Source organism: Sulfuriferula plumbiphila (assembly GCF_009938015.1).
Classification (GTDB): Bacteria; Pseudomonadota; Gammaproteobacteria; order Burkholderiales; family Sulfuriferulaceae; genus Sulfuriferula; species Sulfuriferula plumbiphila.
The window spans coordinates 249,705-272,862 of the sequence record NZ_AP021884.1 but is presented as its reverse complement, the minus strand read 5'-3'; the positions used below and the strand labels follow the sequence as shown (position 1 = coordinate 272,862).

The window sequence follows — 23,158 nt, the reverse complement described above, 5'->3', positions numbered from 1 at the left end:
TCCTGTTACTCCTGAGGAAGCCTGTAAATCCTGTCCAAATCAATGCGTCGACCCCAGCGCCCGCATCCCCAGCTTGGCCAGCAAATCACGGTCACGCGCCACGTCCGGGTTGCCGGTGGTGAGCAGTTTTTCGCCATAAAAAATCGAGTTGGCACCGGCCAGGAAGCACAGCGCCTGAATGGCTTCCGGCATCTGCTGGCGCCCGGCGGACAGCCGCACATAACTCCTGGACAAGGTGATGCGTGCCACCGCGATGGTACGCACGAATTCCAGCGGGTCGAGCGCCTCGGCGTCCTGCAACGGCGTGCCCTCCACCTGCACCAGCAGGTTGATGGGCACCGATTCCGGCTGCGGGTCGAGGTTGGCGAGTTGTGCAATCAGCCCGGCGCGCTGGGTGCGCGATTCACCCATGCCGACAATGCCGCCGCAGCATACATGCAGGTCGGCACCGCGCACCCGTTCCAGCGTATCGAGCCGATCCTGGTAGGCGCGCGTGGTGATGATCTCGCCGTAGAACTCGGGCGCGGTATCAAGGTTGTGGTTGTAATAGTCCAGCCCGGCATCTTTCAGCTGCTCGGCCTGGCCGTCTTTCAGCATGCCCAGCGTGGCGCAGGTTTCCAGCCCCAGCGCCTTTACCTCGCGCACCATGTCCAGCACCGGATCCAGGTCGCGCTGTTTGGGTCCGCGCCAGGCTGCACCCATGCAAAAACGGGTCGCACCGGCGGCCTTGGCGGCGTGCGCTGCCTCCAGCACGGCATCCATTTCCAGCAAGCCCTGGCTTTCCACCCCGGTGTCGTAGCGCGCCGCTTGCGGGCAATAGCCGCAGTCCTCGGAACAGCCGCCGGTCTTGATTGAAAGCAGCGTGGACAACTGCACCGTGTTGGGATCGAAATGCTCCCGGTGCACGCTCTGCGCACGAAAAATCAAATCGTTGAAGGGCAGCGCGAACAACGCCTCCACCTCGGCCACACGCCATTTTTCGCTTGCCGCCGCTGCCATGGCGGCGGGTTGGGTCAGGTCATTCATTGGTGTCTACCTCTATCGTCATATCCTGCCATTGTTCATGGCCCGCTTTGTAAATACTCCATAGTCCCCACGGCACCACCACGATGGCCAGTATCGCCCACACCGCCACTAACCCATGCCAGTTGTCAAACAGCTTATAAACCGGCTGGCCAAACACCATCATCGTCCCGGCCGCCCCATAAAACCGATAGCCGGAAATGCGGTTGTAATACGCCGTGCGCGGGTTGGGATGATGGGCGATCGAGGCATACACAAAAATCGATATCGCTATCCAGACCATCAGCAAAGGTGGAATCAACGTGGCAATTACACTGGCGATGTTGAATAGCTGCGCGGAAAACCGTGATTGCGCGGCGGTAATGACCTTTTTGACCTTCATGCTCGTGTCAGCGCGTTAGAATGGGCTGAATTGTCTTTTATTCCAGCTCGATAGTCAATTTATGCCAGGCTCATATTGAACATCTGCACAAATTTTATGCACTCCATGCTGCCGCAGAATTGCCTGCTATGCGGCACATTCTCCGGCCGCGCCAAGCTCTGCGCGGACTGTGCTGCTGACTTGCCCTACCATCCCCAGGCTTGTTGTCCGGTGTGCGCGCTGCCCACCCTGAATGGCGCAATATGCGGCCACTGCCTCAAACGCCCGCCGCATTTCGGCAGCACGCGCGCCGCCTACACCTATGCTTTCCCGCTGGATCGTTTAGTACAGTCGCTCAAATACCGGCACAACCTCGCCGTTGTCTCTCTGCTGGCGGACACCCTGGCAACACAGGCCGCCAGCCACCCCCTGCCCGACGCGCTCATCCCCATGCCGCTGCACCCCAACCGGCTCAGGCAGCGCGGCTTCAACCAGGCGCATGAAATCGCGCGGCACATTGCCCGGATTCTGCGCCTGCCGGTGTTGCCTCATGCCGCCACGCGCATCATCGACACTGCCCCCCAGGCCAGCCTGCCGCTCAACGAGCGCCGCAAAAACCTGCGCGGTGCGTTTGTCTGCGACCACACCCTGCAAGGCAAACGCGTGGCGATCGTGGATGACGTGCTGACCAGCGGCAGCACACTGGATGCGCTGGCCGGGGCGCTGCTCAAGGCGGGCGCACTGGAAGTGCAATGCTGGGTGGCAGCGCGGGCAGTAATGCAGCGCAATTTTTGACGGGATCGCGCACTCCGCGCCGGTCACAGGTGGTCCGGCGCCCGGCTTGACCGCGCACAGGTTCAGGCAGCCAGTGCGAAAACCTGCCGCGAGCGCGCCACGTCGATATTCTGATGTTCGCCAAGCGCGACCATGCCGTGTCGTTCCAGTTGCGCCACCAGCGCCGGAATGGCGTCGGCGCCGATACCGTAGTCGGACAGGCGCGTCAGCACCTGCATCGATTCAAAAAATTGCCGGGTATGCTGAATGGCTGCATCGATGCGCGCGTCCTCATCCCCGTCGCGCAAGCCCCATACACGCTCCGCATACTGCAACAGCTTTGCGCGTTTTTCCGTGCGCTGCACCTGCAGCATCGCAGGCAGCACTACCGCCAGCGTTTGCGCATGGTCGAGTCCGTGTAGCGCCGTGAGTTCGTGACCGAGCATGTGGGTGGCCCAGTCCTGCGGCACGCCGGCGCCGATCAGGCCGTTAAGCGCCAGTGTCGCTGTCCACATCAGGTTGGCGCGCACCGCGTAGTTGTCCGGTGTTTGCAGGGCTTTTGGCCCCTCTTCGATCAGGGTGAGCAGCAGGCCTTCGGCAAAGCGGTCCTGCACCTTGGCGTCGGCCGGGTAGGTGAGGTATTGCTCGGCGATATGCACGAAGGCATCGACCACACCGTTGGCTACCTGGCGTGGCGGCAGCGTGTAGGTCCGGGTGGGGTCGAGCACCGAGAAACGCGGGAACACCAGCGGGCTGGCGAAGGCCAGCTTGTCGTTACCCGCGCGCCGGGTTATCACCGCGAAGCTGTTCATCTCCGAGCCGGTGGCGGGAAGGGTGAGCACGGTACCAAAGTGGACGGCGCTGTCGATGGCGGCATGTTCAGCAAGTATGCTCCACGGATCGCCGGCAAAGGGGATGGCGGCGGCGATGAACTTGGTACCGTCGATCACTGAACCGCCGCCAACGGCGAGGAGGAAATCGATGCGCTCGCGGCGGGCGAGCTCCACCGCCTGCATCAGGGTTTCATAAGCGGGGTTGGGTTCAATGCCGGCGAATTCAAATACAGTGAAGTCTTTGAGCGCGGCCTTGACCTCATCCAGCGTGCCGGTCCTGACCACACTGCCGCCGCCGTAGGTGATGAGTATGCGGGCACCGGCCGGGATTTCTCGACCGAGGTCGGCGAGATGGCCCTGACCGAAAAGGATGCGCGTCGGGTTGTGGAAGTTGAAATTCTGCATGATTCAGGCCCTGGTATGGTCGAGGAAAGGATAGTCTGTATAGCCGTGTTCGCCGCCGCCATAAAGGGTAGCCGGATCCAACTCGTTAAGCGGCGCATTGCGGCGCAGGCGCTCGACCAGATCGGGGTTGGATATGAAAGGCCGGCCGAAGGCGATGAGATCAGCGGTATTGTTGCCGCGTGCGGTCAGCGCCATTTCACGCGTATAACAATTATTGGCAAGATAGGTATTGGGGAAAAGCTGGCGCAGATCTTTGAAATCCAGGTCGCGGCCGGTTTCACGCGGGCCGCCGGTATTGCCTTCGATCATGTGCAGATAGCCAAGATTGCGCAGCGCCAACTGCCTGACCACGTAACTGAATAGCGGCGCCGGATTGCTGTCGTCGATGTCGCTGAAAGTGCTGAGCGGCGAGAGGCGAACCCCCACGCGGTCAGCGCTCCATATAGAAAGGACTGCATCAGTGACTTCCAGCAACAAGCGACTACGGTTCTCGATGCTGCCGCCATACACGTCGCTACGCTGGTTGGTCTTGTCGCGCATGAACTGGTCGAGCAGGTAGCCGTTGGCAGCATGAATTTCGACGCCGTCGAAACCCGCATCGTACGCGTTCTGCGCCGCTTTGCGATAATCGGCGACAATGCCGGGAATCTCTGCCGTTTCCAGTGCGCGCGGGGTAACCATGTCTTCCTTGCCCTTGCTGGTATGCACCGTGCCTGCAGGCCTGATTGCCGAGGGCGCGACGGGAAGCGCACCACCGGGCTGAAACTCGGGGTGAGAAATGCGGCCGACATGCCAGAGCTGGATGAATATCTTCCCGCCCGCAGCGTGCACCGCGTCAGTCACTTTGCGCCAGCCAGCAACCTGCGCGGCGCTGTAGATGCCTGGCGTCTGGGCATAGCCTTTTCCCTGCTGCGATATCTGCGATGCTTCACTGATAATCAAACCGGCGCTGGCACGTTGCGTGTAATACGTCACCGCGAGCGGGCCGGGCACATCGCCAGCAAGTGCACGGCTACGGGTGAGCGGAGCCATGACGATACGGTTTGCCAGCGTCAGCGGGCCCATGGCGTAGGGCTGGAACAGGTCAGTCAGAGTCGATGCGTGGGTGTTGCTATTGTGCTGAGTGGTCATTAACTTGCTCCCATTGTTATGGACTGAACAGTCCAAAATATTCAAAAAAAGTTCAATGTGAATGCCCAAGCAGGCAATCCAATTGCACATCAATAATTGCCGCCAGTCTGTGCGTTTCCACACCACTCTTGGCCAGTACCTGTATACCGGCGATCAAATTGAGCAACATGTCGGCGCCGTGGGCGGGCTCAAACCTTGTCGGTATCGAACCATCGGCATGCCCGCGCTGGATGGCTGCAGCCAAAAAAGCCGCGAGCATATCGAGGTGGCGGCGCACAGCATCTTCAATTTCGCCATCATGCGGTGCCAGCTCTACGGCGACATTCACGATCAGACAGCCGCAGCGCTGGCTGGGACGGCATGCCGCCGGATCAATGCTGTGCCTGACCCAGGCCGCGAGCAGCGCAGCGACCGGCCCAGCGGCGCTGAAATGGCGCCGGGTTTCGGCCAGTTCGCGTGCGCTGTAACGGCTCAAGGCTGCCAGCAGGGCCTCGCGCTTGCTACCAAAACACTCGTAAAAACTACTTTTGCTCAACCCCATGGCGGCCATCAGATCCGTCATCGACGTTGCCGCATAGCCTTTGAGCCAGAACGCATTAAGCGCCTGGTCAAGAGCTTGGTCGATATCGAATTCGCGACAGCGGGGCATTAACTGTTTGTTTGTAAAATACAGGAATGCGGATTATATCGAACCGATCGGTCCATTACAAGAATTATTATCCATGCACTGAAGCGACCAAAGCCCGTCCGGGATTTATGGGCGCGTGACCACATACATCGAAGCGAAATCGGCTGATGAAAAACCAGGCGCAGGCAAAATCTACAAACTCACTTCCTCAATCGTAAACAGCCTTCGATACTCGCGCATGGCATAGCGGTCGGTCATCCCGGCGATATAGTCGGCGATGGCTCTGGGTGCGTCGCTGCGGGCTTTCTCCTGATGTTCAGTGGGCAGCAGGCCGGGGTCGGACAGGAACACGCCGAACAGGTCAGTGACGACGCGCGCAGCCTTGCTGCTCATGCGCGCGACGCGGTAGTGACGGTACAGGTGTTTGCGTAACAACTGCTTGAGTTCGCGGTTTTCTGCGGCAATGGCGGGGCTGAAACCGATGAGCATGGGCGCGGCGCGCACTTCATCCACGCTTTGCACCCCGGCTGCATGGATGGCGGCCTGGCTGTGTTCCACCAGGTCGAGCACCAGGGTGTTGATCATGCGCCGCACGGTTTCGTTGATGAGGCGGCGGCCATTAAGCTGCGGGTATTTGGCCTTGGCCGCTTGCAGATGGCGCGCAAACAGACTGATTTGTTCCAGTTGCTCCAGTGTGATCAAGCCCGAGCGCAGACCGTCATCGACATCGTGGTTGTTGTAGGCGATCTCATCAGCGAGATTGGCAACCTGCGCCTCCAGGCTGGGCTGCTGCTTCATGATGAAGCGCTCGCCGACGTCGCCCAGCATGCGCGCATGATGCAGCGCGCAGTGTTTGAGGATGCCTTCGCGCGTCTCGAAGCATAAATTGAGGCCGTCGAATTCGGCGTAGCGTTCTTCCAGCTTGTCCACCACGCGCAGGCTTTGCAGGTTGTGTTCGAAACCGCCGTATTCCTTCATGCAGGCGTTGAGGGCATCCTGCCCGGCGTGGCCGAACGGCGTGTGGCCAAGGTCGTGCGCCAGCGACACCGCCTCCACCAGGTCTTCATTCAGCGTCATGATGCGCGCGATGGTGCGGCCGATCTGGGCGACTTCCAGGCTGTGGGTAAGGCGGGTGCGGAACAGGTCGCCTTCGTGGTTCACAAACACCTGGGTTTTGTATTCCAGGCGGCGGAAGGCGCTGGAATGGATGATGCGGTCGCGGTCGCGCTGGAATTCGCTGCGCGGTGCAGCAGGTGGTTCGGCATGACGCCGCCCGCGAGAATCGGCGCTGCGGGCGGCGTAGGGGGCGAGTTCAGGTCGGCTGGACATAGTGGGTAAGGGCCGCCTCCAGGTCGGCCTGCGGCACTTCGGCGGTGACAAACGCCGCCCCGATGCCGCGCAACAACACAAAGCGGATGCGCCCTCCTTCAACTTTTTTATCCAGCCCCATGTGTTGCATGTATGCTTCCACGCCCAGATCGGGCGCGGTGTCGGGCAGGCCGGCCTGACGGTAGAGGATGCGCACGCGCTCGACTTCTGCTTCGCTCATCAAGCCCATGCGCCGCGACACATCCGCCGCCAGCACGGTACCGGCGGCCACCGCCTCGCCATGCTGCCAGTTGCCGTAACCCATGCCGGATTCGATGGCGTGGCCGAAAGTGTGGCCGAGGTTGAGCAGGGCGCGCAAACCGGATTCGCGTTCGTCCTTGGCCACCACCTCCGCCTTGACCTCGCACGAGCGGCGGATGGCGTGGGCGATGGCATCATGATCCAGCGCGCGCAGTTTTTCGATGTTGGCTTCGAGCCAGTCGAAGAAAGCCGCGTCGTAGATCAGGCCATATTTGATCACCTCCGCCAGCCCGGCAGACAGCTCGCGCGGCGGCAGGGTTTTCAGGGTATCGGTATCGGCCAGCACCAGTTGCGGCTGGTAGAACGCGCCGACCATGTTCTTGCCGAGCGGGTGATTGATGCCGGTCTTGCCGCCCACCGAGGAATCCACCTGCGCCAGCAGGGTGGTTGGGATCTGGATGAACGGCACGCCGCGCAGGTAGCTCGCCGCCGCAAAACCGGTGAGGTCGCCGATCACGCCGCCGCCCAGGGCGATCAGCGTGGTCTTGCGTTCGCAGCGATGGGTCAGCAACGCGTCAAATATCGTATTCAGCGTTTCCCAGGTTTTGTATTGCTCGCCGTCGGGCAGGACGATGGGCACAACTTCCACGTCGTTCAGCGCGAGGCTATCGGTGAGGGTTTGCAGATACAACGGCGCCACCGTGGTGTTGGTGACGATGGCAACGCGCCTTTGCGCCAGATGCGGCAGGATCAGGCCGGGCTGGTGCAACAGGCCGGCGCCGATGTGGATGGGGTAGCTGCGGCTGCCCAAGTCTACGGTGAGTGTTTGCATTTAGAGATGCGGTTAATAAATTTGTGTGATATCCCAGTAATTATACTCGGGCAACTGTCCGACCCGCATAATCTAAGCAAATTGCTGGTGTAGAATCCCGATGAACTCCGGTATGAGACTCACAGGTTTGTTAGGGGGAGAGGCATGTCTATAGTTAAAGAATATTATCAGCATCGCCACGATGAAATGCTGGCGTATATTCCGTCTGATGCCACTCGTACGCTGGAAATCGGATGTGGTGCAGGCATTTTCAGCGCCCAAATAAAAGACTCATTGGGCGCTGAAACATGGGGGGTGGAATATCAGCCAGAAGTGGCCGCACTAGCCGCGCAAAAGCTGCACCGCGTATTAACCGGAAGCATCGAGGACACCATGCCCGAGCTACCCGAGCATTACTTTGACTGTATTATTTTCAATGACGTACTTGAACACTTGGTAGATCCGTATTCCGTATTTGTTCAAGTACAGAGCCTGTTAAACAAAACCGGTGTCGTTGTTGCTTCCATACCCAACATTCGCCACTGGCCCGAGTTTGTTGACTACACCTTGCGCGGCAACTGGAATTATGTGGATAAAGGGGTTCTGGATCGCACTCATGTGCGCTTCTTTACTAAAAAAAGCATCATCGCTACTGTCGCGCAATGCGGTTATGCATTAATAAGTATTCAGGGTATCAACCCACACTATTCACGTATGCAGAAAATTGCCAGCCTGCTATCCATGGGTACACTTGCAGATACGCTATATCAACAATATGCAATCGTCGCCCAACCTATGAACAACATAACGCCATGACATCACGGCATTTCGCATGACCCATCCCCTGATTTCCGTCGTCGTTCCCGTTTATAACGGCAGCCTATATCTGCACAAGAGTATTGACAGTGCGCTCAACCAAACCTATCCACTGGTTGAAGTAATCGCAATCAATGACGGTTCTAAAGACAACAGTATCGAAATCCTCAAAAGCTACGGAGATCGCATCCAGATCATTGACCAAGCCAATAGCGGACCAGCCGTCGCCAGAAATAACGGTGCTCTAGCCAGCCGTGGTGAGCTCCTGGCATTCCTCGACCAGGACGACATCTGGGATGCAAACAAACTGGAAAGCCAGGCAGCGTTGTTGAACCGACACCCCAGCGCACTCGCGACTTACTGCGACCATCGCAGTATTGACGAGAACGGCATGGTGACCAGTTCGACCGGCGCGCTTTATTACCCCCGCGCATCGGGTCAGATACTGGAACATCTGATTCGCGGCAACTTCATCTTGAGTGCATCGCTGGTGATGCTTCGACGCACTGCGTTTGACATGGCTGGTGGCTTCGACATCAGCCAGCCACACTGGGCGGATGATTATGATTTATGGATGCGAATTGCTGCACAGGGACCATTTCTGTACCAAACAGAAACACTGGCAAGTTACCGTCGCCATAGCAACAACACCTCGGGAAGCGCCGACGAGATGCAAATCGGCAATGCGCATGCGTTGCGTAATCTTGAACGCCACCTCGACAAGCAAAAACATCACAAACTTCTCCCGTTGCTATCCGAAGCGATTTATCGCAGCAGCCTGGGCACGGCCTGGCATTACCGCCTGCAGGGTCGACGCAAATTGGCGGCGCATGCCTACCGCGCAACATTAGCATTGCGCCCGACCAGCCTAGCTGCATGGACAGGCTTGATGCGCACATTACTCATATCAGAAAGGCCCCCTTGTGAGCGCAGGTCAATCCATCCGCAATAGCACCAAATGGGTGTTTTTCGGCGGCATAGGCAGTCAGGCGCTGGGATTTATCTTCGGCGTCATTCTTGCGCGCCTGTTGGTGCCTGCTGATTTCGGCGCACTGGTCACTATCCAGATTTTCACCGGGCTGGTGGGCTATATCGCCGGGGGCGGCATGGGACAGGCACTGGTACAAGCGCGCACCGCCAGCAATGAAGACTATCAGATGGTTTTCACCTTGCAGCTGATCATTGGCATTGCCATTTATGCCGGTTTTTTTATGCTCTCGCCTTTCATTGCACACTGGTTCGACAACCCGCTCTACAGCAGTCTGTTGAGACTATCCGCACTGTCGTTCGTCTTGCGCCCCTTTGTGAACGTCCCCAATTCGAAGCTATTCCGCGAAATGCGCTTCAAGGAAAACACTTTTATCTCGCTATTCACCTTACTGGTATCCTCGCTCACCAGCATCACCTTGGCCTGGCACGGCTACGGCGTGTGGAGCCTGGTATGGGGTGGGCTGGCCGGCTCGATTGCGGGCATGTTCATCGTTATCCCCGTCTCCGGCTGGAAACCCGGTCTGCGCCTAAATGGCCCGCGTGCCCGTGAACTGGCCCGCTACGGCTTTACCGCGTCAAGTAATGACCTGGCGGTCTATTTGCGGGGGCAAACCAGCAACTTTATTCTCAGCCACCAGCTCGGCACGAGCGCCGTTGGTCTGTTCAACAAGGCCGACAGTCTGAGCCAGATGCCTAACGGCATGATCAGCGGTGCGGTATATCATCCGGTGTTCCGCGCGCTATCCAAAGAACAGGACAACCTGGATAAATCACGCTACCTGTATTTCCGTGCGCTGTCTTTGGTCGTGCTCTACGGCTTACCGTTTTATGTCGGCCTGTGGTGGCTGGCCGACCCATTTATCCTGGTTGTCTACGGTGCCAAATGGCAAGCGTCGGCACAGCCGTTAGGAATACTCGCACTGGGTGGCCTGTTCTTTGCCATTGAAAATCAGTCTGGCGCGGTCGCTGCCGCCCAAAACCAGCTCGGCATCGAGTTGCGCATTCAACTGGTGAGTTGGGCGCTAATGGCGCTGGCGGTATACAGTGGGCTGCATTTTGGGCTGCCCGGCGTGGCTTGGGGGCTGCTTTGTGTCTACGCGTTCAATGCGGCAGCCATGAGCTGGCTGGCGCAACGCAGCCTGCAGGCGCGTTGGGGTATGCTATTGGTGGCTTTAAAACCTGCGCTGGTGCTCAATGCCCTGCTTTTCGCCAGTCTGCTGCTATTGGATCATTTCATCCATGCGCTGATGCAGGGCAAGCCCCTCATCTACATGCTCAGCATGGCCGCAGCGGGTGCTGTCACCTATACCCTGCTGTTTTTATTCATGCCGCTGTCCGGCCTGCGCGACGAACAAGCCACCTGGAAACGAAAAATAGGGCTACAGCCTCAATTTCAGCCAAAATAAACGGGTAGGCACAGGAGGCGAATAGCGAACTTTAGGGCAGCGTGCGTAACCTGGATCTGATATGAGTATAGCCATTCGTACTATCGCTTTTTATTTACCGCAATTCCATCCCGTGCCGGAAAACGACACATGGTGGGGTACCGGCTTTACCGAATGGCGCAATGCCGCCAAGGCCAAGCCCCTGTTCCCTGGGCATTATCAACCGCACCTGCCGGCTGATCTCGGCTTTTATGATCTGCGCGTGCCCGAAGTGCGCGCCGCACAGGCAGCACTGGCACGCGAACATGGCATTCATGGTTTTTGCTATTACCATTACTGGTTCAATGGCCGACGCATATTGGAGCGCCCTTTTAACGAAGTGCTGGCATCGGGCCAGCCGGATTTTCCTTTCTGCCTGTGCTGGGCCAACGAGAACTGGACACGGGCTTGGAATGGCGGCGAAAAAGACGTGCTGTTGGAACAAAAATACAGCCACGAAGACGACCTGGCACACATCCAGAGCCTGATGCCCGCCTTTCGCGACGCGCGCTACATTCGCATCGATGGCAAACCTTTGTTTGTGGTCTATCGAACCGAGATGATGCCCGATCCGGCACGCACCGCTGAAATCTGGCGCACGGCGGCTTTGCACGCTGGTATAGGGGAGTTGTATCTGGCCCGGGTCGAGAGCTTCGACAGCGGCCTCGATCCCAAAACCATAGGGTTTGATGCGGATATCGAATTCGCGCCCAACTGGCGGCGACTCGGGATCCCCATTCATCGCAGCACCCTGTCCCGTCTGCTTATTAAATCCGGTGCTTTGCCGGATGTTTATTTGAAGCAAACCGTGGTCACATACGAGGGTATGATCGAAGGCATGCTATCCAAGCCCGTTCCGGATCATGTGCGCTTCCGGGGGGTCACACCCGGATTCGACAATAGCGCCAGACGTGCCGAGGGCGCCGCAATCCTGATTGAATCCTCGCCGGAAAAATATGCAGCCTGGTTACGTGAGATTGCCATACAAACTCTCAAGCAGCGTCGTGGTGACGAACGCATCGTTTTCGTAAACGCGTGGAATGAATGGGCAGAAGGCAACCACCTGGAGCCGGATTTGCGGCATGGGCTTGCGTTCCTGCAGGCAACCGCCAATGCACTCAGCACGGACGCACTGACATTACCCGATGCCCAAACGGGAAGCGCAAATGCTGAAGAGGGTGCATAGGCATGAGATCATGAAAAACAAGCTTGACCCACTCACCGCGCGCCTGCTGCGCAGCAGCGCCCCTCATGGCAGCATCGCGCTGATGTACCATTCGGTTGCCCCCGGCAACGGGACGCCAGACTGGCGCTATGCAGTGTCCATGCAGCGTTTTCGGGCACAACTCGATTTATTGCAAGGTGAGGGATGGAGCACGCACCGACTAACCGAGCTGGGTGCCAGACCTTTGCCCGCACGCAGTGTCGTCATCACCTTTGACGACGGCTATCAGGACAATTTCGCTGCCTTCAGCGAGTTGGCAAAGCGCGGCATGACCGCCAGCTGGTTCGTGGTCAGCCGTGATGTAGGCCGCAGCGCAGCCTGGCAGGATTCAGGCAGCCCGCAATTGCCCATGCTGAGCGCCGCACAACTGCGCGAGATGCAATCCGGCGGCATGGAAATCGGCTCGCACAGCCATACCCACCGACGTTTGACCGAGTGTGATGACGCTGCGCTCATGGCCGAATTAACGCTGTCAAAATCCGTCCTGGAAGACCTGCTCAACACGCCAGTCACCAGCCTGGCCTATCCATACGGCGCACACGATGCGCGCGTCGTTGCTGCTGCGCAGGCGGCGGGCTATCTCGCCGCCTATACTACCCGCCCAGGCTGGGCGCTGCGCACTAACGACCCGCTGCAGATTCGCCGCCTGAGCATTTACGCGGACGACAGCCTCAATCGCTTTGCACGCAAGCTGGCGTTTGCCGACAATGCGGTTGCCTGGGGCGCGCTGCTGCATTACGCCTGGCGTCAAGCGATGGCGCGCCTGCGCAAGCCGGCCAGATCATTGCCATGAGTGCGCGTATCGCCATCGTCATGCCGTGCTACAACTGCGCGGCGCACCTGTCCGCCAGCATCGGCAGTGTACGTGCGCAAACGTATCCGGACTGGGAACTGATCGTGGTGGACGACGGCTCTACCGACACCAGCGCCGCGCAGGTCGCAGCCATCAACGACCCGCGCATCCGCCTGATACGCCAGGCCAATGCCGGAGTATCCGCCGCACGCAATCGGGCATTGAATGAGACCAGCAGCACATTTGTCGCGTTTCTGGATGCGGACGACACCTGGACACCGACTTTTCTGGAAAAAATGCTGAGCGCGCTGGAGGCATACCCGGCAGCCGTACTGGCCTACTGCGGCTGGCAAAATATTGGACTGCCAGGCGGGCGCGGGGCGCCGTTTGTGCCACCCGATTACGAAACGCCGCTGAAACTGGAAAAACTACTGGGCGGTTGCCGCTGGCCGATACACGCCACCCTCACGCGCCGCGCTGCAATTGCGGCAGCAGGTGGCTTTAACCCGCGCTATAGCCACGCGGAGGATTTTGCCCTATGGCTGCAAATCGCCAGCGTCGCGCCGATTATCCAGGTAGCCGACGTGCTGGCGTTTTACCATTTTCACGGCGCGGCGCAGGCCTCCGCCAACCGCGCGCGCGCCGCTTTGCAACTGTGGCAGGCGCAGCGCGACTATATTGCCCGGCACCCTCATGTGGTACAACAACTGGGCCGACCGGCACTGGCGCGGCTGACCCACGGCACCTTGCTCGAACGCGGCTACGTCAGCTACTGGGCGCGCGATCTGGCTACCGCGCGCAGCCTGTTTCGCCGCGTCATGCGTCATGGCTATGGTGGTTTACGTGACTGGAAATACATGCTGCCCGCGTTGCTACCGCTACGCTGGCAGCAGGCATTGCTGCGCCTGACCGATCATCATCAGAAGAAAATACCGCTCTCGCACAAAGATTGACGATGCTGACTTTTGCCTTCTGTACTTACAACCGCGCGGATCGCCTGGAAAAACTGGTGACTGCCATGCGCGCGCAGTCTTGCCCGTTACCCTTTGAAATCCTGGCCGTCAATAACAACAGCAGGGACGACACCCTCGCCATCCTGGAAAAACTCACGCGCGCGCCAGGCGCAAAGCTGCGCTTCGTCACCGAGACCGCCCAGGGTATCGTCCCGGCCCGCAACCGGGCCATTGAAGAGGCGCTGGACAGCGACATTCTGGTATTCATGGATGACGACGAGCTCCCTCAAAAAGGTTTGCTGAATGCAGCCCATGACGCCATCGTCAATGAGGGGGCGCAATGTGCCGGTGGACGCGTAAAGGTGGATTTCCCCCTCGGGGGCCGCCCAGCCTGGCTGAGCGATGACCTGCTTGGCTTTCTGTCAGCAGTGGATTACGGCGAGCGGCCATTCTGGATCAAGCATACCGACACCCCGGTGTGGACGGGCAATGTGGCTTACGACATGCGCCTGTTTCGGGATGACCCGGACTTGCGTTTTGACCCACGTTACAACCGGACAGGCACAGCCGTGGGCGGTGGCGAAGACATTGCCATGTTCAATCAGCTGTTGGCACGCGGCACCCCCATGCGCTATCGCCCCGACATGCAGGTGGAGCATTTTGTCGAGCCCTGGCGTTTGCGACGGCGTTATTTCCTCAAGCTGCATTATCAGGCGGGACTGCGTAAGGGCCTGCATGAGCTGCCGATTTATACCAAAACCGTACTGGGCATTCCGCCCTTTCTGGTCGCGCAATTTTTTAGCCATTGCCTGCGCACCCTGGCGATGGGTATCACGCGCCGCAGCGGGCTATTGCGCCAGGCCATGAACGCCACCCATGCCCTGGGCATGCTGACCGGTTACGCAAAGCGCCAACGAAGCTGAGACGACAACCATGACCTACCCTAGCGTCAGCATCATCATGCCGGTCTACAATGGTGCCAAATACCTGGCAGGCGCAATTGACAGCGTCCTCGCACAGACCTGGCCCGCGATTCAATTGATCCTGGTGAATGACTGCGCTACCGATAATTCTGCCGAGATCATTCAGGGCTATCTGCCCGACCCGCGCATTACCTATATCACCAACCGCACCAACTCGGGTGTCGCCACCAGCCGCAATGTCGCGCTGGAACACGCCACCGGCGCCTTTATTGCGTTTCATGACCAGGATGATCTGTGGCTGCCCGACAAACTTGCATTGCAGATGGCAGCTTTACGGCGACATCCTGAAGTCGGTTTGCTGCATACGCGCTACGCCCGCATTGATAGCGAGGGTGCGTTGCTGCCGGAGTATCGCGCGCTGAACCAGGATGCATTTGGCAATCGCGCCGCAGAGACCATAGTGGACAACGTATTCGAAGAAATTTTTATCAGCAACGACATCCAGCCGCTGACCTCGCTCATCCCGAAAAAAGTGCTGGACGAAGTCGGCTGGTTCAACCCGGATCTGCCCGGTGTGGACGATTACGAACTCTGGCTGCGCATTGCCCGGCGCTACCCGGTTGGCCATCTGCAGACCATTACCGGCTTCTGGCGCCAGCATGCAGCGCAGCAATCGAAACAGGGTTACGCCATGCTGCTGATACGTCTCAAGGCCATGGACACCTTTCTGGCGGCCGATCCCGACGCTGCCAAAAGCGTCACTCGCGCGGCTTTAGTAGCACGCATGCACGGCATGAACAGGGGCGTGGCCAATCATTATTTTTACAATCTGCAGGACTACAGAACCGCACGGCAGTATTTTAAAAAGGCGCTCAAATTCAAGCCGGGCGATGTAGGGTCGCGGGTTAAACTGGCTTATTGCGTATTGCCCAACCCAGCCCGAAACCTGCTGCGTCAACTCAGGAACAGCTTGAAACGCCAGCACGGATAAGCCCATGGCGCCGTCACAAAATAAGGGAAAATCAAATAATGGCTCAGACCCCACCCACTGTGAGCTTCACCGTCAATGCGTGCAACTCCGATGCGCCATATCTTGAACAAACCTTGCGCCATATGTTTCGCGCCCTGAATTTTGCGTTTTGCGAAAAGCGCGTGGCATACGACCCGGGGAGGCAGGAGGGCAAATACATCGAGCGCATCCAGGGCAGCCAGAATGCCGTCGAGGCTATCCTGAAGCGCCTCATGAATGAAAAAATTATTGACCACGTGGATGTGATTCCGTGGGATGAGGCCGAACAAAACCGCATCCTCTGGCATTATTTTGGCCGCGCAGACATCGATCTCAAAGACTTTTCCGGTGCGCCGATTTACCAATATTTATATGCGCTGGATCGGTGCAGTGGCGACTATATTTTTCATGTCGATTCGGACATGCTGTTTCATCGGTCAGTGGCACAGTCCTGGATTGATGAAGGTCTGGCCCTGCTCCAGCGCGAGCCGCAAGTGATCGTGGCCACCCCGCAAGGCGGCCCGCCCCAGGCCAGAAACTGGTTCGAGCGTTTGACCGGACGTTCATTTGAAGGCAAACCCAAAACTAACTGGCATCATGCCAGCTTCACTTCGACGCGCTATTTCCTGATGGACAAAGCCAAATTTCATGCCTGCCTGCCGTTGCAGCAGACCAGGCCGGGCGAGCCACTGGAAAACAGCCTGAGCCACACTTTCACCGCAAAAGGCTATCAGCGCTGGTCGATGAATGGCTACAGGCATTGGGCGATCCATCCATGGAAACACGACGCCAATTATGTGCGTTATCTGGACGACCTGATCTGGGCCGTCGAAAACGGGCTGTACCCATTTAAAAGAACAGGTTTCCAGTGGGATATGCGCACCGAAGGCGAGCACATAGAAGAATGGCTGGCGGTACTGCGTGCGCATGGTCGTGCGAGCTGAGTTGAGTGGATCGTTCGATGACGCCAACCGTCCGCCTTGCAGTCGTAATCTGCACCCATAACCGCGCCCGGTCGCTCACAGCAACCCTCGATTCGCTGTATGCCTGTCGCTACCACGGCACCGAAACCGTCGACATCCTGGTGGTGGCCAATCACTGTCACGACGACACCCTGGCGACGCTGGCGGCGTTCCGCTCGCGTCACGATCAGGCCGTGTTACGCCTGCGCTGGATAGAAGAGCCGGTAGCCGGCAAATCACACGCGCTCAACACGGCTATCGCCAGCACCGGCAACGACTACCTATGCTTCATCGACGACGATCAGGTGGTTGAAAACGGGTTTTTGCAGCACCTGCTGAACGGCCTGGACGCGTATCCGGACGACGCCATTTTTTGCGGGCGCATCTGGCCGGCATGGGACGGCAGTGAACCGTCCTGGGTGCATGCGCAGGAACCCTACGCCATTCCCATCCGTCCCTTTCCCGAATTTGATCTCGGATCGCACAGCGTCGCAATCGGGCCGGATCAACGTTTCCCCAGTGGCGGCAATATCACCGTGCATCGACGCGTGTTTGCCCAAGTCGGCAACTTTGCGGTCGAACTGGGCCCCACCGGGCACAACCTGGCGGGCGGCGAGGATCACGACTTTATCGGTCGGGCGGTCGCACAGGGTCATAGCATTCGCTACCTGCCCAAAGTCAGGCAATTACACGCGATAGATGCCAAACGCACGAGCACGCTTTATACGCTCAGAAAAAGCTATTTTCGCTCACGCTCATACTTTCTGATTAACGCTGAGGACATCAAACCCCAGCCTTACATGTTCAGGAAAATCCTGAGCCACCTCGGTAACGCATTGTTCACCCTCAATCCAGATCGTCGATTTTTCTATCTCAGCAGATTGGCTGCCAGCGTGGGTGAATTGTCCGGCGCGATGACATCGACACTGAATCCATTGACTCGGTCATCACGTCCAACAGTCGCCCATAGCGAGCGCCTGTTGAAAACCACGCACCTATGGCTGGCCTTGACCATCTCCGGCACATTGCTCGTCGCATCCAGCGTGGCGTTATTTCCTGCCCAATTGTTACGCCAGTCTGAGGAAAGTGCGCTGATGGCCGTAATGGCTGCCGTTTTGATCACTTTGCTGATTGCGGTTAAGTCACTGCGCGACTTCTCGCAAACCGGGCCACAGATTCAAGCCGAAATTCGCCGCCATTATCGCTGGTACAGCCTGACTGCCTTTGTCCGGCTGACTGGCTGGACATTACTGTTACTCATGCTGATGGGTGGGCTTGGCACGATAGTTTATGCAGCGCTGGCTGCGAGCAGCGGTCTCCCCTATACGCCTGTCGGAGCATTCATCGCTGCACTGCTAGGCATGGCACTAATCACCGCCTGGCAATTTTGTCGCCACTTGCTGTACCTTCCAGCCAGCCTCGTCGCCTCCATGCATTACCGCATGAGCCGGTTATATCCGCTATGGCGTAGACTCACCCCCGCACGGTTAGGCAGATTTTCTGCTGGCCTGGGCGCCCTCACTCTGGTGTTGTTGGTATTTGCCAGCCTGCGCCTTATTCAGACAGACGCGATCATGCCGCTGCTGGCACTGTGGGGCAGCATGACAGTATTCATCGGCCTGGCTGGGTGGGCAAATTGTGTCGCAGAGCCTGTTCCTGTGCAATCTCGGCACGCCCATTCACGCCCAAATATCTTGATGCTGGGCTCGGATACTCTGCGCGCCGACCGGCTCGGGGTGGCCGGCTACCGACGCCAGCTCACCCCCAATCTCGACAAATTGGGTGCTGCAGCGAGCCAGTTCACTCAGTGTTATGTTCCATGTGCGCGTACTGCTCCAAGCCTGGTTTCGCTTTTTTCTGGCTGTTGGCCCCACCGCCATGGCATTCGCGACAATTTCATCGCAGATGCGGAAACCCGCCTGTCGATGCCCTGCATGCCACAAATCCTCGCCGAGGCGGGTTACACCACGGTCGCCGTGAGCGATTGGTGCGGTGCCGATCTGGGCAAATTTTCGCTGGGATTCCAGCAGGTGGATGCACCGGACGACCAGTGGAACATCAAATACCTGATACGCCAGGGGCCCAAAGACCTGCGCCTGTTTTTGTCACTGTTTACTCACAACCGCTTCGGCAAACGTTTTTTGCCGGAACTGTATTACCTGGCTGGGGTACCACTTACCACGCAGGTTGGACGTGATGCCCGCGCTCAGTTGTCGCGTCTGGCAGCAGCTGGCCAGCCATTCCTGCTTAATGTGTTTTTGTCTGCCACGCATCCACCGTTCGGTTCGGAATATCCTTATTACACGCGTTTCTCTGACCCTGCCTATACCGGTGAATCCAAGTTCGTCATGGCGCGGCTCACCGACCCGCAGGAAATCATTCGTCGCCAAGGCGATGGTCGCAAGGAGTTCGATCTCGACCAAATTATCGATCTCTACGATGGCTGCGTGCAAAGTTTTGATGTTGAAGCCGGGCGCATCCTTGACCATCTCGCCGCCTGCGGGCTGGCCGACAATACCATCGTGGTGGTATATAGCGATCATGGCATGGAGTTTTTCGAGCACGAAACCTGGGGACAAGGTAACAGCGCGGTGGGTGATTTCTCAGCCCGCATCCCGCTCATCATCCATGACCCGCGCACGCCTGGCAGCGGCGTGCAGCAACAAATTGTGCGCAGTGTGGATATTGCACCGACGCTGCTGGAACTGGCCGGGCTGGCGCTTCCCGAGACGATGGAAGGTGTTTCGCTGGCGAGCCTGGTACGGGGTGAAAAACGCGATCTAGGCCTGGCCGCCTACAATGAAACCGGTATCTGGATCACCGATCTGCCGGGTATGCCAGAAGGTCACCTGCGCTATCCCAATCTGCTGGAACTGCTGGAAGTCCCTGACAAGGCCAACGGTACCATGGCGATCAAGCCGCAATACCGCGACATCGTGTTTGAAGCCAAGGACCGCATGATCCGCGTCGGGCGCTGGAAACTGGTGTACCAGCCAGTGTGGAATGGCGCGCTGTACCAGTTATTTGACCTCGAAACCGACCCGGCGTGTCAGCACGATCGCGTCGCCGACGAGCCGGAGCGGGTGGCTGTACTTAAACAGCAATTAATGGCCTGGGTTGAAGAAGGGGGTGCCGACCGGCGCTAAGACAGTACGCCAGCCTGCATCCGGGTGCGTCGAGAGACACGTCATTTATGGGCAAAAACGGCAATAAGGATTGCCCGGCACACCGATTTTATCGGGTACCTGCGCAGGAGCGACTTCGGCAGTGGGCTTGGCTGCGGCAGCATCGCCAGGCGTCGCCGCTGCTTTAGTTGAAGCGTCTGGCGCCTGTTTGGGCTGTGCCTGTTCGGCGTTGGCAGGGGGCACAAATGCCTTACCCGCCAGTTGCCTGTAACGCCGTTGCAAGGGCTTATCCAGGGGCGCGTGTTGCAAACCCTGTTCCACACTGGCGAGGGCTTTGGCTTGCTGACCTAAATCGCGGTATATGTCACTCAAGGTCGCGTAGGCTGGGGCGTAATCCGGATTGGCCTTGAGCGCCACCTCCAGCGCGCCTATGGCGTCAGCATTGCGCTTGGCTGCGGCCAGAATGCGCGCCTTTTGCGTGCCGATCTCGGCGCGCATCCAGAAGTCCGGCGTGGCATGTTCCAGCACGTAGTCGTAATTGTTCACCGCTTGTTTCAGATCGTCGGCCTGCGCCATTCGATTACCGTAATCCCTGTAGTAGCGATTGGAAAAGTTCAGCGCGAAACAGTAGTGATGAATGTGCAGCCAATCCGGGCCAATGCTGTCGGAATATAGCTTGTCATCGGTGGGGTCGGCGCTCAGTTTTGCCTTGCAAAACGGTGGGAGAACAGCGATTTCGCTGGCTGAAGGCGCAAACGTGGCTGCACTGGCCTGCTGCATGCCCAGCCCGATCCAGATCGTCAGCGCTGCCAGCCCGAAAGCATGTCGTAATACCCCTGATTTCATCATTTTATCCTCTGTTCAAGTGGCGCATTGCTGCGGTTTTTCTGGCCACGACTTCCCATGAAAAATCATCCAGTACCCGTGCCAACCCCATTTGCCCCATTGCCGCCGACGCGTTGACTGACTGCAACATCTGTTGCAGTGCGTTTTCAACCGATGCCAGACGGGTGCCATCCACCTGCAATCCGGTCACGCCATCCAGCACGGCCGCACCCGTACCGCCCGCCTGCCCCGCAAGGGCGGGTTTGCCACACGCTGCCGCCTCGATGAACACCATGCCGAACCCTTCGGTGTCGCCGTTGATTTCGCGGTTGGGCATGGCAAATACATCACAGGCATTGTACCAACGCGGCAGATCAGCGGCGCTGACCTGCCCCAGCAAGTGTACGCGTTCTGCCACGCCGTGTTCACGTGCGAGGCTGAGCAAATAATCCTGATCTTCGCCGATGCCGATCAGCGTGTACTGCACATCCAGACCGGCGTTGACCAACGCAGGCAGTGATTTGATCACCTGATCAAAGCCCTTGCGCCGCGACAGGCGTCCGACAGATAAAATCAACTTGCCCGCTGCGCCCACCCCGACCGACTGCCGCAAATCGCCGCACGCCAGGCCGGGGCGGAAACGCGTCACATCGACACCAGGGTAAATCAGCGTGATGCGCACCGGATTGACGTCCATTTTGATCAGCTCATCGCGGGTGAATTCGCTGTTGGCAATCACGTGATCCGCATGGCGCAGGGCGAAGCGCATGGCCTGGTACTTGCCGCCGCGCCCCCAGGTGGTGAGTTCCTCGCCATGGGCGTAGATCGCCACCGGATGGAATGTCAGCCGCGCTACCAACCACGCGGTCAGCCCTTCCGGTAGCGCGCGCCCGGCGTGGATCGCGTCAAAACGGTGAGTGAGCGCCAACCACAGGGATTTGGCAAACAGATTGACGTACATACCCAGCGATTCGGGCTTGAGCCAGGGCACGCGGCGCATGTTGATGCGGTGCACGCTGTTGGGATGGCCGGCATCCACCTCGGCGGCTCCGGGCACGTCGGCAGTCACGATGTGGGTTTCCTTGCCGGACAGGCGCCGGTACACCTCGGCAAACCACACGGCGGTGCCGCCCTTGGTGGGCAGGAATAATTCGGTGAGTACCAGGTAACGCGGCATATGTAGGGCTCGTTAATGAATAATTTGAACATACGTTGCTATGTATTCGGGATGGATGCAAGGCGCGAAGCGCGGCGAATGGTTGTTTCATTCGCAAGCTTTGCAACGCCGCAGCCGCCCGAATACACAACAACCCTCCGGGCTGGGGTCGCTTTGGACGCATGCCGGCGTTGCAAGCCGCTTGTTGTGAATGACACAACTGCGCGTCTCGCGCCTTGGCCTGCACCCAAAGCGGCCCCAGCGTATGTCCATTTATTCATTAACGAGCCCTTAAGGATGCTCTGAACAACCCCGCCCGAAGTACAGCGGCAGGCCATCCTGTTTCAAATCGTAGAATGGGTGCCGTGAAACGCACAAACAATACTGTTTCCGACGCTGTTTTGGACGTTTTTCGCCCCGTTTAGGGCTTTTGCCCGGTTTTCAGGCGCACTCATCCCTGAGTCTCGATCAACTTGCTTCGTACCATCCACAAGTTGGACAGCGCAAACAGCGTGACAAGCTGCGCTGTGTTCTTCTTGAGGCCGCGGTAGCGCACCTTCACGTAGCCAAACTGGCGCTTGATCACCCGGAACGGGTGCTCTACCTTGGCTCGAATGCCGGCCTTGAGTTTCTCGACCTGGTCAATCAGCGCGTCTGTGGGTTTGTCCTTGTCCAGCGCACGGCGCTTGCCCGGGCGCATGGCCACGTGCCAGGTGACGCGGGCTTGGGCATTCGGGCGTTTGTCTGCGCCCTGGTAGCCTGCGTCGGCAAAGACATCCGTCTCCAGGCCCTGCAACAGGTCGTTGCCTTCGGTCACGTCGTTCACATGCGCGGCAGTGCCGCGCACGGTGTGCACCAGCCCGGACTCGGCATCGGCGCCAATGTGGGCTTTCATGCCGAAGTACCACTGCCGGCCCTTCTGGGTGGAGTGCATTTCGGGGTCGCGTGCCTTGTCGGCGTTCTTGGTGGAGGTGGGCGCTGCAATCAGGGTGGCGTCTACCACAGTGCCCGCTTTGAGCAGCAGGCCACGCTGGATCAGCAGTTCGTTGATGGTGGATAGAATGCGGTCTGCGAGCTGGTGCTTTTCCAGCCGATGGCGGAAACGCAGGATGGTGCTCTCGTCGGGCAGGCGGGCGTAGTCTTCAAGCCGGGCAAATTCGCGGTATAGAGGGATGTCGAAGAAGGCTTCTTCCATGCCCGGGTCGGACAAGGTGAACCATTGCTGCATGAAGTGGATGCGCAACATGGTTTCCAGAGAAAACGGTGGGCGGCCATTGGTGCCTTTGGGATAGTACGGGGCAATCAGCCCGACCAGCGCTGCCCAGGGCACGACTTGTTCCATCTGCTCCAGAAACTCGCGCTTGCGGGTCTTCTTGAGGCTCAGGTTGATATCCAGTGTGGTTTGTTTCATAGGCTCAATAT

Annotated in this window: 21 protein-coding genes; 11 read left to right on the top strand and 10 right to left on the bottom strand. The window is 58.5% G+C overall.

What is annotated here, in order from left to right; translation table 11 throughout:
• Window positions 1-39: 39 nt before the first annotated feature.
• Window positions 40-1,026, bottom strand: coding sequence for a biotin synthase BioB (bioB, locus tag GZH91_RS01360; RefSeq protein WP_147072196.1), 987 nt, complete (start codon window positions 1,024-1,026; stop codon window positions 40-42).
• Complete coding sequence (locus tag GZH91_RS01355; RefSeq protein ID WP_147072198.1) at window positions 1,019-1,405, bottom strand: hypothetical protein; 387 nt, start codon at window positions 1,403-1,405, stop codon at window positions 1,019-1,021. The genes bioB and GZH91_RS01355 overlap by 8 nt, the downstream gene beginning before the upstream one ends.
• Window positions 1,406-1,501: 96 nt before the next feature.
• On the opposite strand from GZH91_RS01355, the gene GZH91_RS01350 reads away from it, so the two are divergent.
• A complete protein-coding gene (locus tag GZH91_RS01350; RefSeq protein WP_147072200.1) occupies window positions 1,502-2,179 on the top strand; it encodes a ComF family protein in 678 nt (225 codons plus the stop codon).
• Window positions 2,180-2,241: 62 nt separating this feature from the next.
• On the opposite strand, the gene yqhD is transcribed toward GZH91_RS01350, so the two are convergent.
• The 5 genes from yqhD to aroB form a co-directional block, all read right to left on the bottom strand.
• On the bottom strand, window positions 2,242-3,396 hold the full coding sequence (gene yqhD / locus GZH91_RS01345; RefSeq protein ID WP_147072202.1) for an alcohol dehydrogenase: 1,155 nt from the start codon (window positions 3,394-3,396) through the stop codon (window positions 2,242-2,244).
• Window positions 3,397-3,399: 3 nt separating this feature from the next.
• On the bottom strand, window positions 3,400-4,527 hold the full coding sequence (locus tag GZH91_RS01340) for an alkene reductase (protein WP_147072204.1): 1,128 nt from the start codon (window positions 4,525-4,527) through the stop codon (window positions 3,400-3,402).
• A gap of 52 nt (window positions 4,528-4,579) precedes the next feature.
• Complete coding sequence (locus GZH91_RS01335) at window positions 4,580-5,176, bottom strand: TetR/AcrR family transcriptional regulator (protein WP_147072206.1); 597 nt, start codon at window positions 5,174-5,176, stop codon at window positions 4,580-4,582.
• Window positions 5,177-5,347: 171 nt separating this feature from the next.
• The gene (locus GZH91_RS01330; protein ID WP_147072208.1) at window positions 5,348-6,484 is read right to left on the bottom strand and encodes a deoxyguanosinetriphosphate triphosphohydrolase; all 1,137 of its coding nucleotides are present in this window, start codon (window positions 6,482-6,484) and stop codon (window positions 5,348-5,350) included.
• The gene (aroB, locus tag GZH91_RS01325; protein ID WP_147072211.1) at window positions 6,468-7,556 is read right to left on the bottom strand and encodes a 3-dehydroquinate synthase; all 1,089 of its coding nucleotides are present in this window, start codon (window positions 7,554-7,556) and stop codon (window positions 6,468-6,470) included. Before aroB ends, GZH91_RS01330 begins: the two co-directional genes overlap by 17 nt.
• 144 nt (window positions 7,557-7,700) lie before the next feature.
• Between aroB and GZH91_RS01320 the strand changes: the two genes are divergently transcribed.
• From GZH91_RS01320 to GZH91_RS01275, 10 genes are all read left to right on the top strand, one after another.
• Window positions 7,701-8,351: a class I SAM-dependent methyltransferase gene (locus tag GZH91_RS01320; RefSeq protein ID WP_147072213.1), complete on the top strand. Its 651-nt coding sequence runs from the start codon at window positions 7,701-7,703 to the stop codon at window positions 8,349-8,351.
• Between the two features lie 16 nt (window positions 8,352-8,367).
• Window positions 8,368-9,303, top strand: a complete 936-nt coding sequence (locus tag GZH91_RS01315) for a glycosyltransferase (RefSeq protein WP_147072215.1) — start codon at window positions 8,368-8,370, stop codon at window positions 9,301-9,303.
• Entirely contained in the window at window positions 9,275-10,747 is a 1,473-nt protein-coding gene (locus GZH91_RS01310; protein ID WP_147072217.1) for a lipopolysaccharide biosynthesis protein, read from the top strand. Before GZH91_RS01315 ends, GZH91_RS01310 begins: the two co-directional genes overlap by 29 nt.
• Before the next feature lie 61 nt (window positions 10,748-10,808).
• Window positions 10,809-11,951 (top strand): glycoside hydrolase family 99-like domain-containing protein, encoded by a 1,143-nt coding sequence (locus GZH91_RS01305; protein WP_147072219.1) that lies wholly within the window; start codon window positions 10,809-10,811, stop codon window positions 11,949-11,951.
• 10 nt (window positions 11,952-11,961) lie between these two features.
• Window positions 11,962-12,783 carry a polysaccharide deacetylase family protein gene (locus tag GZH91_RS01300; protein ID WP_198415359.1) on the top strand — a complete coding sequence of 274 codons (822 nt, stop codon included), beginning with the start codon at window positions 11,962-11,964 and terminating at the stop codon, window positions 12,781-12,783.
• Window positions 12,780-13,736, top strand: coding sequence for a glycosyltransferase family 2 protein (locus tag GZH91_RS01295; protein WP_147072220.1), 957 nt, complete (start codon window positions 12,780-12,782; stop codon window positions 13,734-13,736). The genes GZH91_RS01300 and GZH91_RS01295 overlap by 4 nt, the downstream gene beginning before the upstream one ends.
• Before the next feature lie 2 nt (window positions 13,737-13,738).
• Window positions 13,739-14,659 (top strand): glycosyltransferase, encoded by a 921-nt coding sequence (locus GZH91_RS01290; protein ID WP_147072222.1) that lies wholly within the window; start codon window positions 13,739-13,741, stop codon window positions 14,657-14,659.
• A gap of 10 nt (window positions 14,660-14,669) precedes the next feature.
• Window positions 14,670-15,650 carry a glycosyltransferase family 2 protein gene (locus GZH91_RS01285; RefSeq protein WP_147072224.1) on the top strand — a complete coding sequence of 327 codons (981 nt, stop codon included), beginning with the start codon at window positions 14,670-14,672 and terminating at the stop codon, window positions 15,648-15,650.
• Window positions 15,651-15,688: 38 nt separating this feature from the next.
• A complete protein-coding gene (locus GZH91_RS01280; RefSeq protein WP_147072226.1) occupies window positions 15,689-16,612 on the top strand; it encodes a glycosyltransferase family 2 protein in 924 nt (307 codons plus the stop codon).
• A gap of 17 nt (window positions 16,613-16,629) precedes the next feature.
• Window positions 16,630-19,776 carry a sulfatase-like hydrolase/transferase gene (locus GZH91_RS01275; RefSeq protein ID WP_147072228.1) on the top strand — a complete coding sequence of 1,049 codons (3,147 nt, stop codon included), beginning with the start codon at window positions 16,630-16,632 and terminating at the stop codon, window positions 19,774-19,776.
• A 45-nt stretch (window positions 19,777-19,821) separates the two neighbouring features.
• Here GZH91_RS01275 and GZH91_RS01270 read toward each other — a convergent pair whose 3' ends face one another.
• From GZH91_RS01270 to GZH91_RS01260, 3 genes are all read right to left on the bottom strand, one after another.
• Complete coding sequence (locus tag GZH91_RS01270) at window positions 19,822-20,604, bottom strand: tetratricopeptide repeat protein (protein ID WP_147072230.1); 783 nt, start codon at window positions 20,602-20,604, stop codon at window positions 19,822-19,824.
• Window position 20,605: 1 nt separating this feature from the next.
• Window positions 20,606-21,757, bottom strand: coding sequence for a glycosyltransferase family 4 protein (locus GZH91_RS01265; RefSeq protein WP_147072233.1), 1,152 nt, complete (start codon window positions 21,755-21,757; stop codon window positions 20,606-20,608).
• A gap of 430 nt (window positions 21,758-22,187) precedes the next feature.
• Window positions 22,188-23,147: an IS5 family transposase gene (locus GZH91_RS01260; RefSeq protein WP_161984131.1), complete on the bottom strand. Its 960-nt coding sequence runs from the start codon at window positions 23,145-23,147 to the stop codon at window positions 22,188-22,190.
• Between the last annotated feature and the right edge of the window lie 11 nt (window positions 23,148-23,158).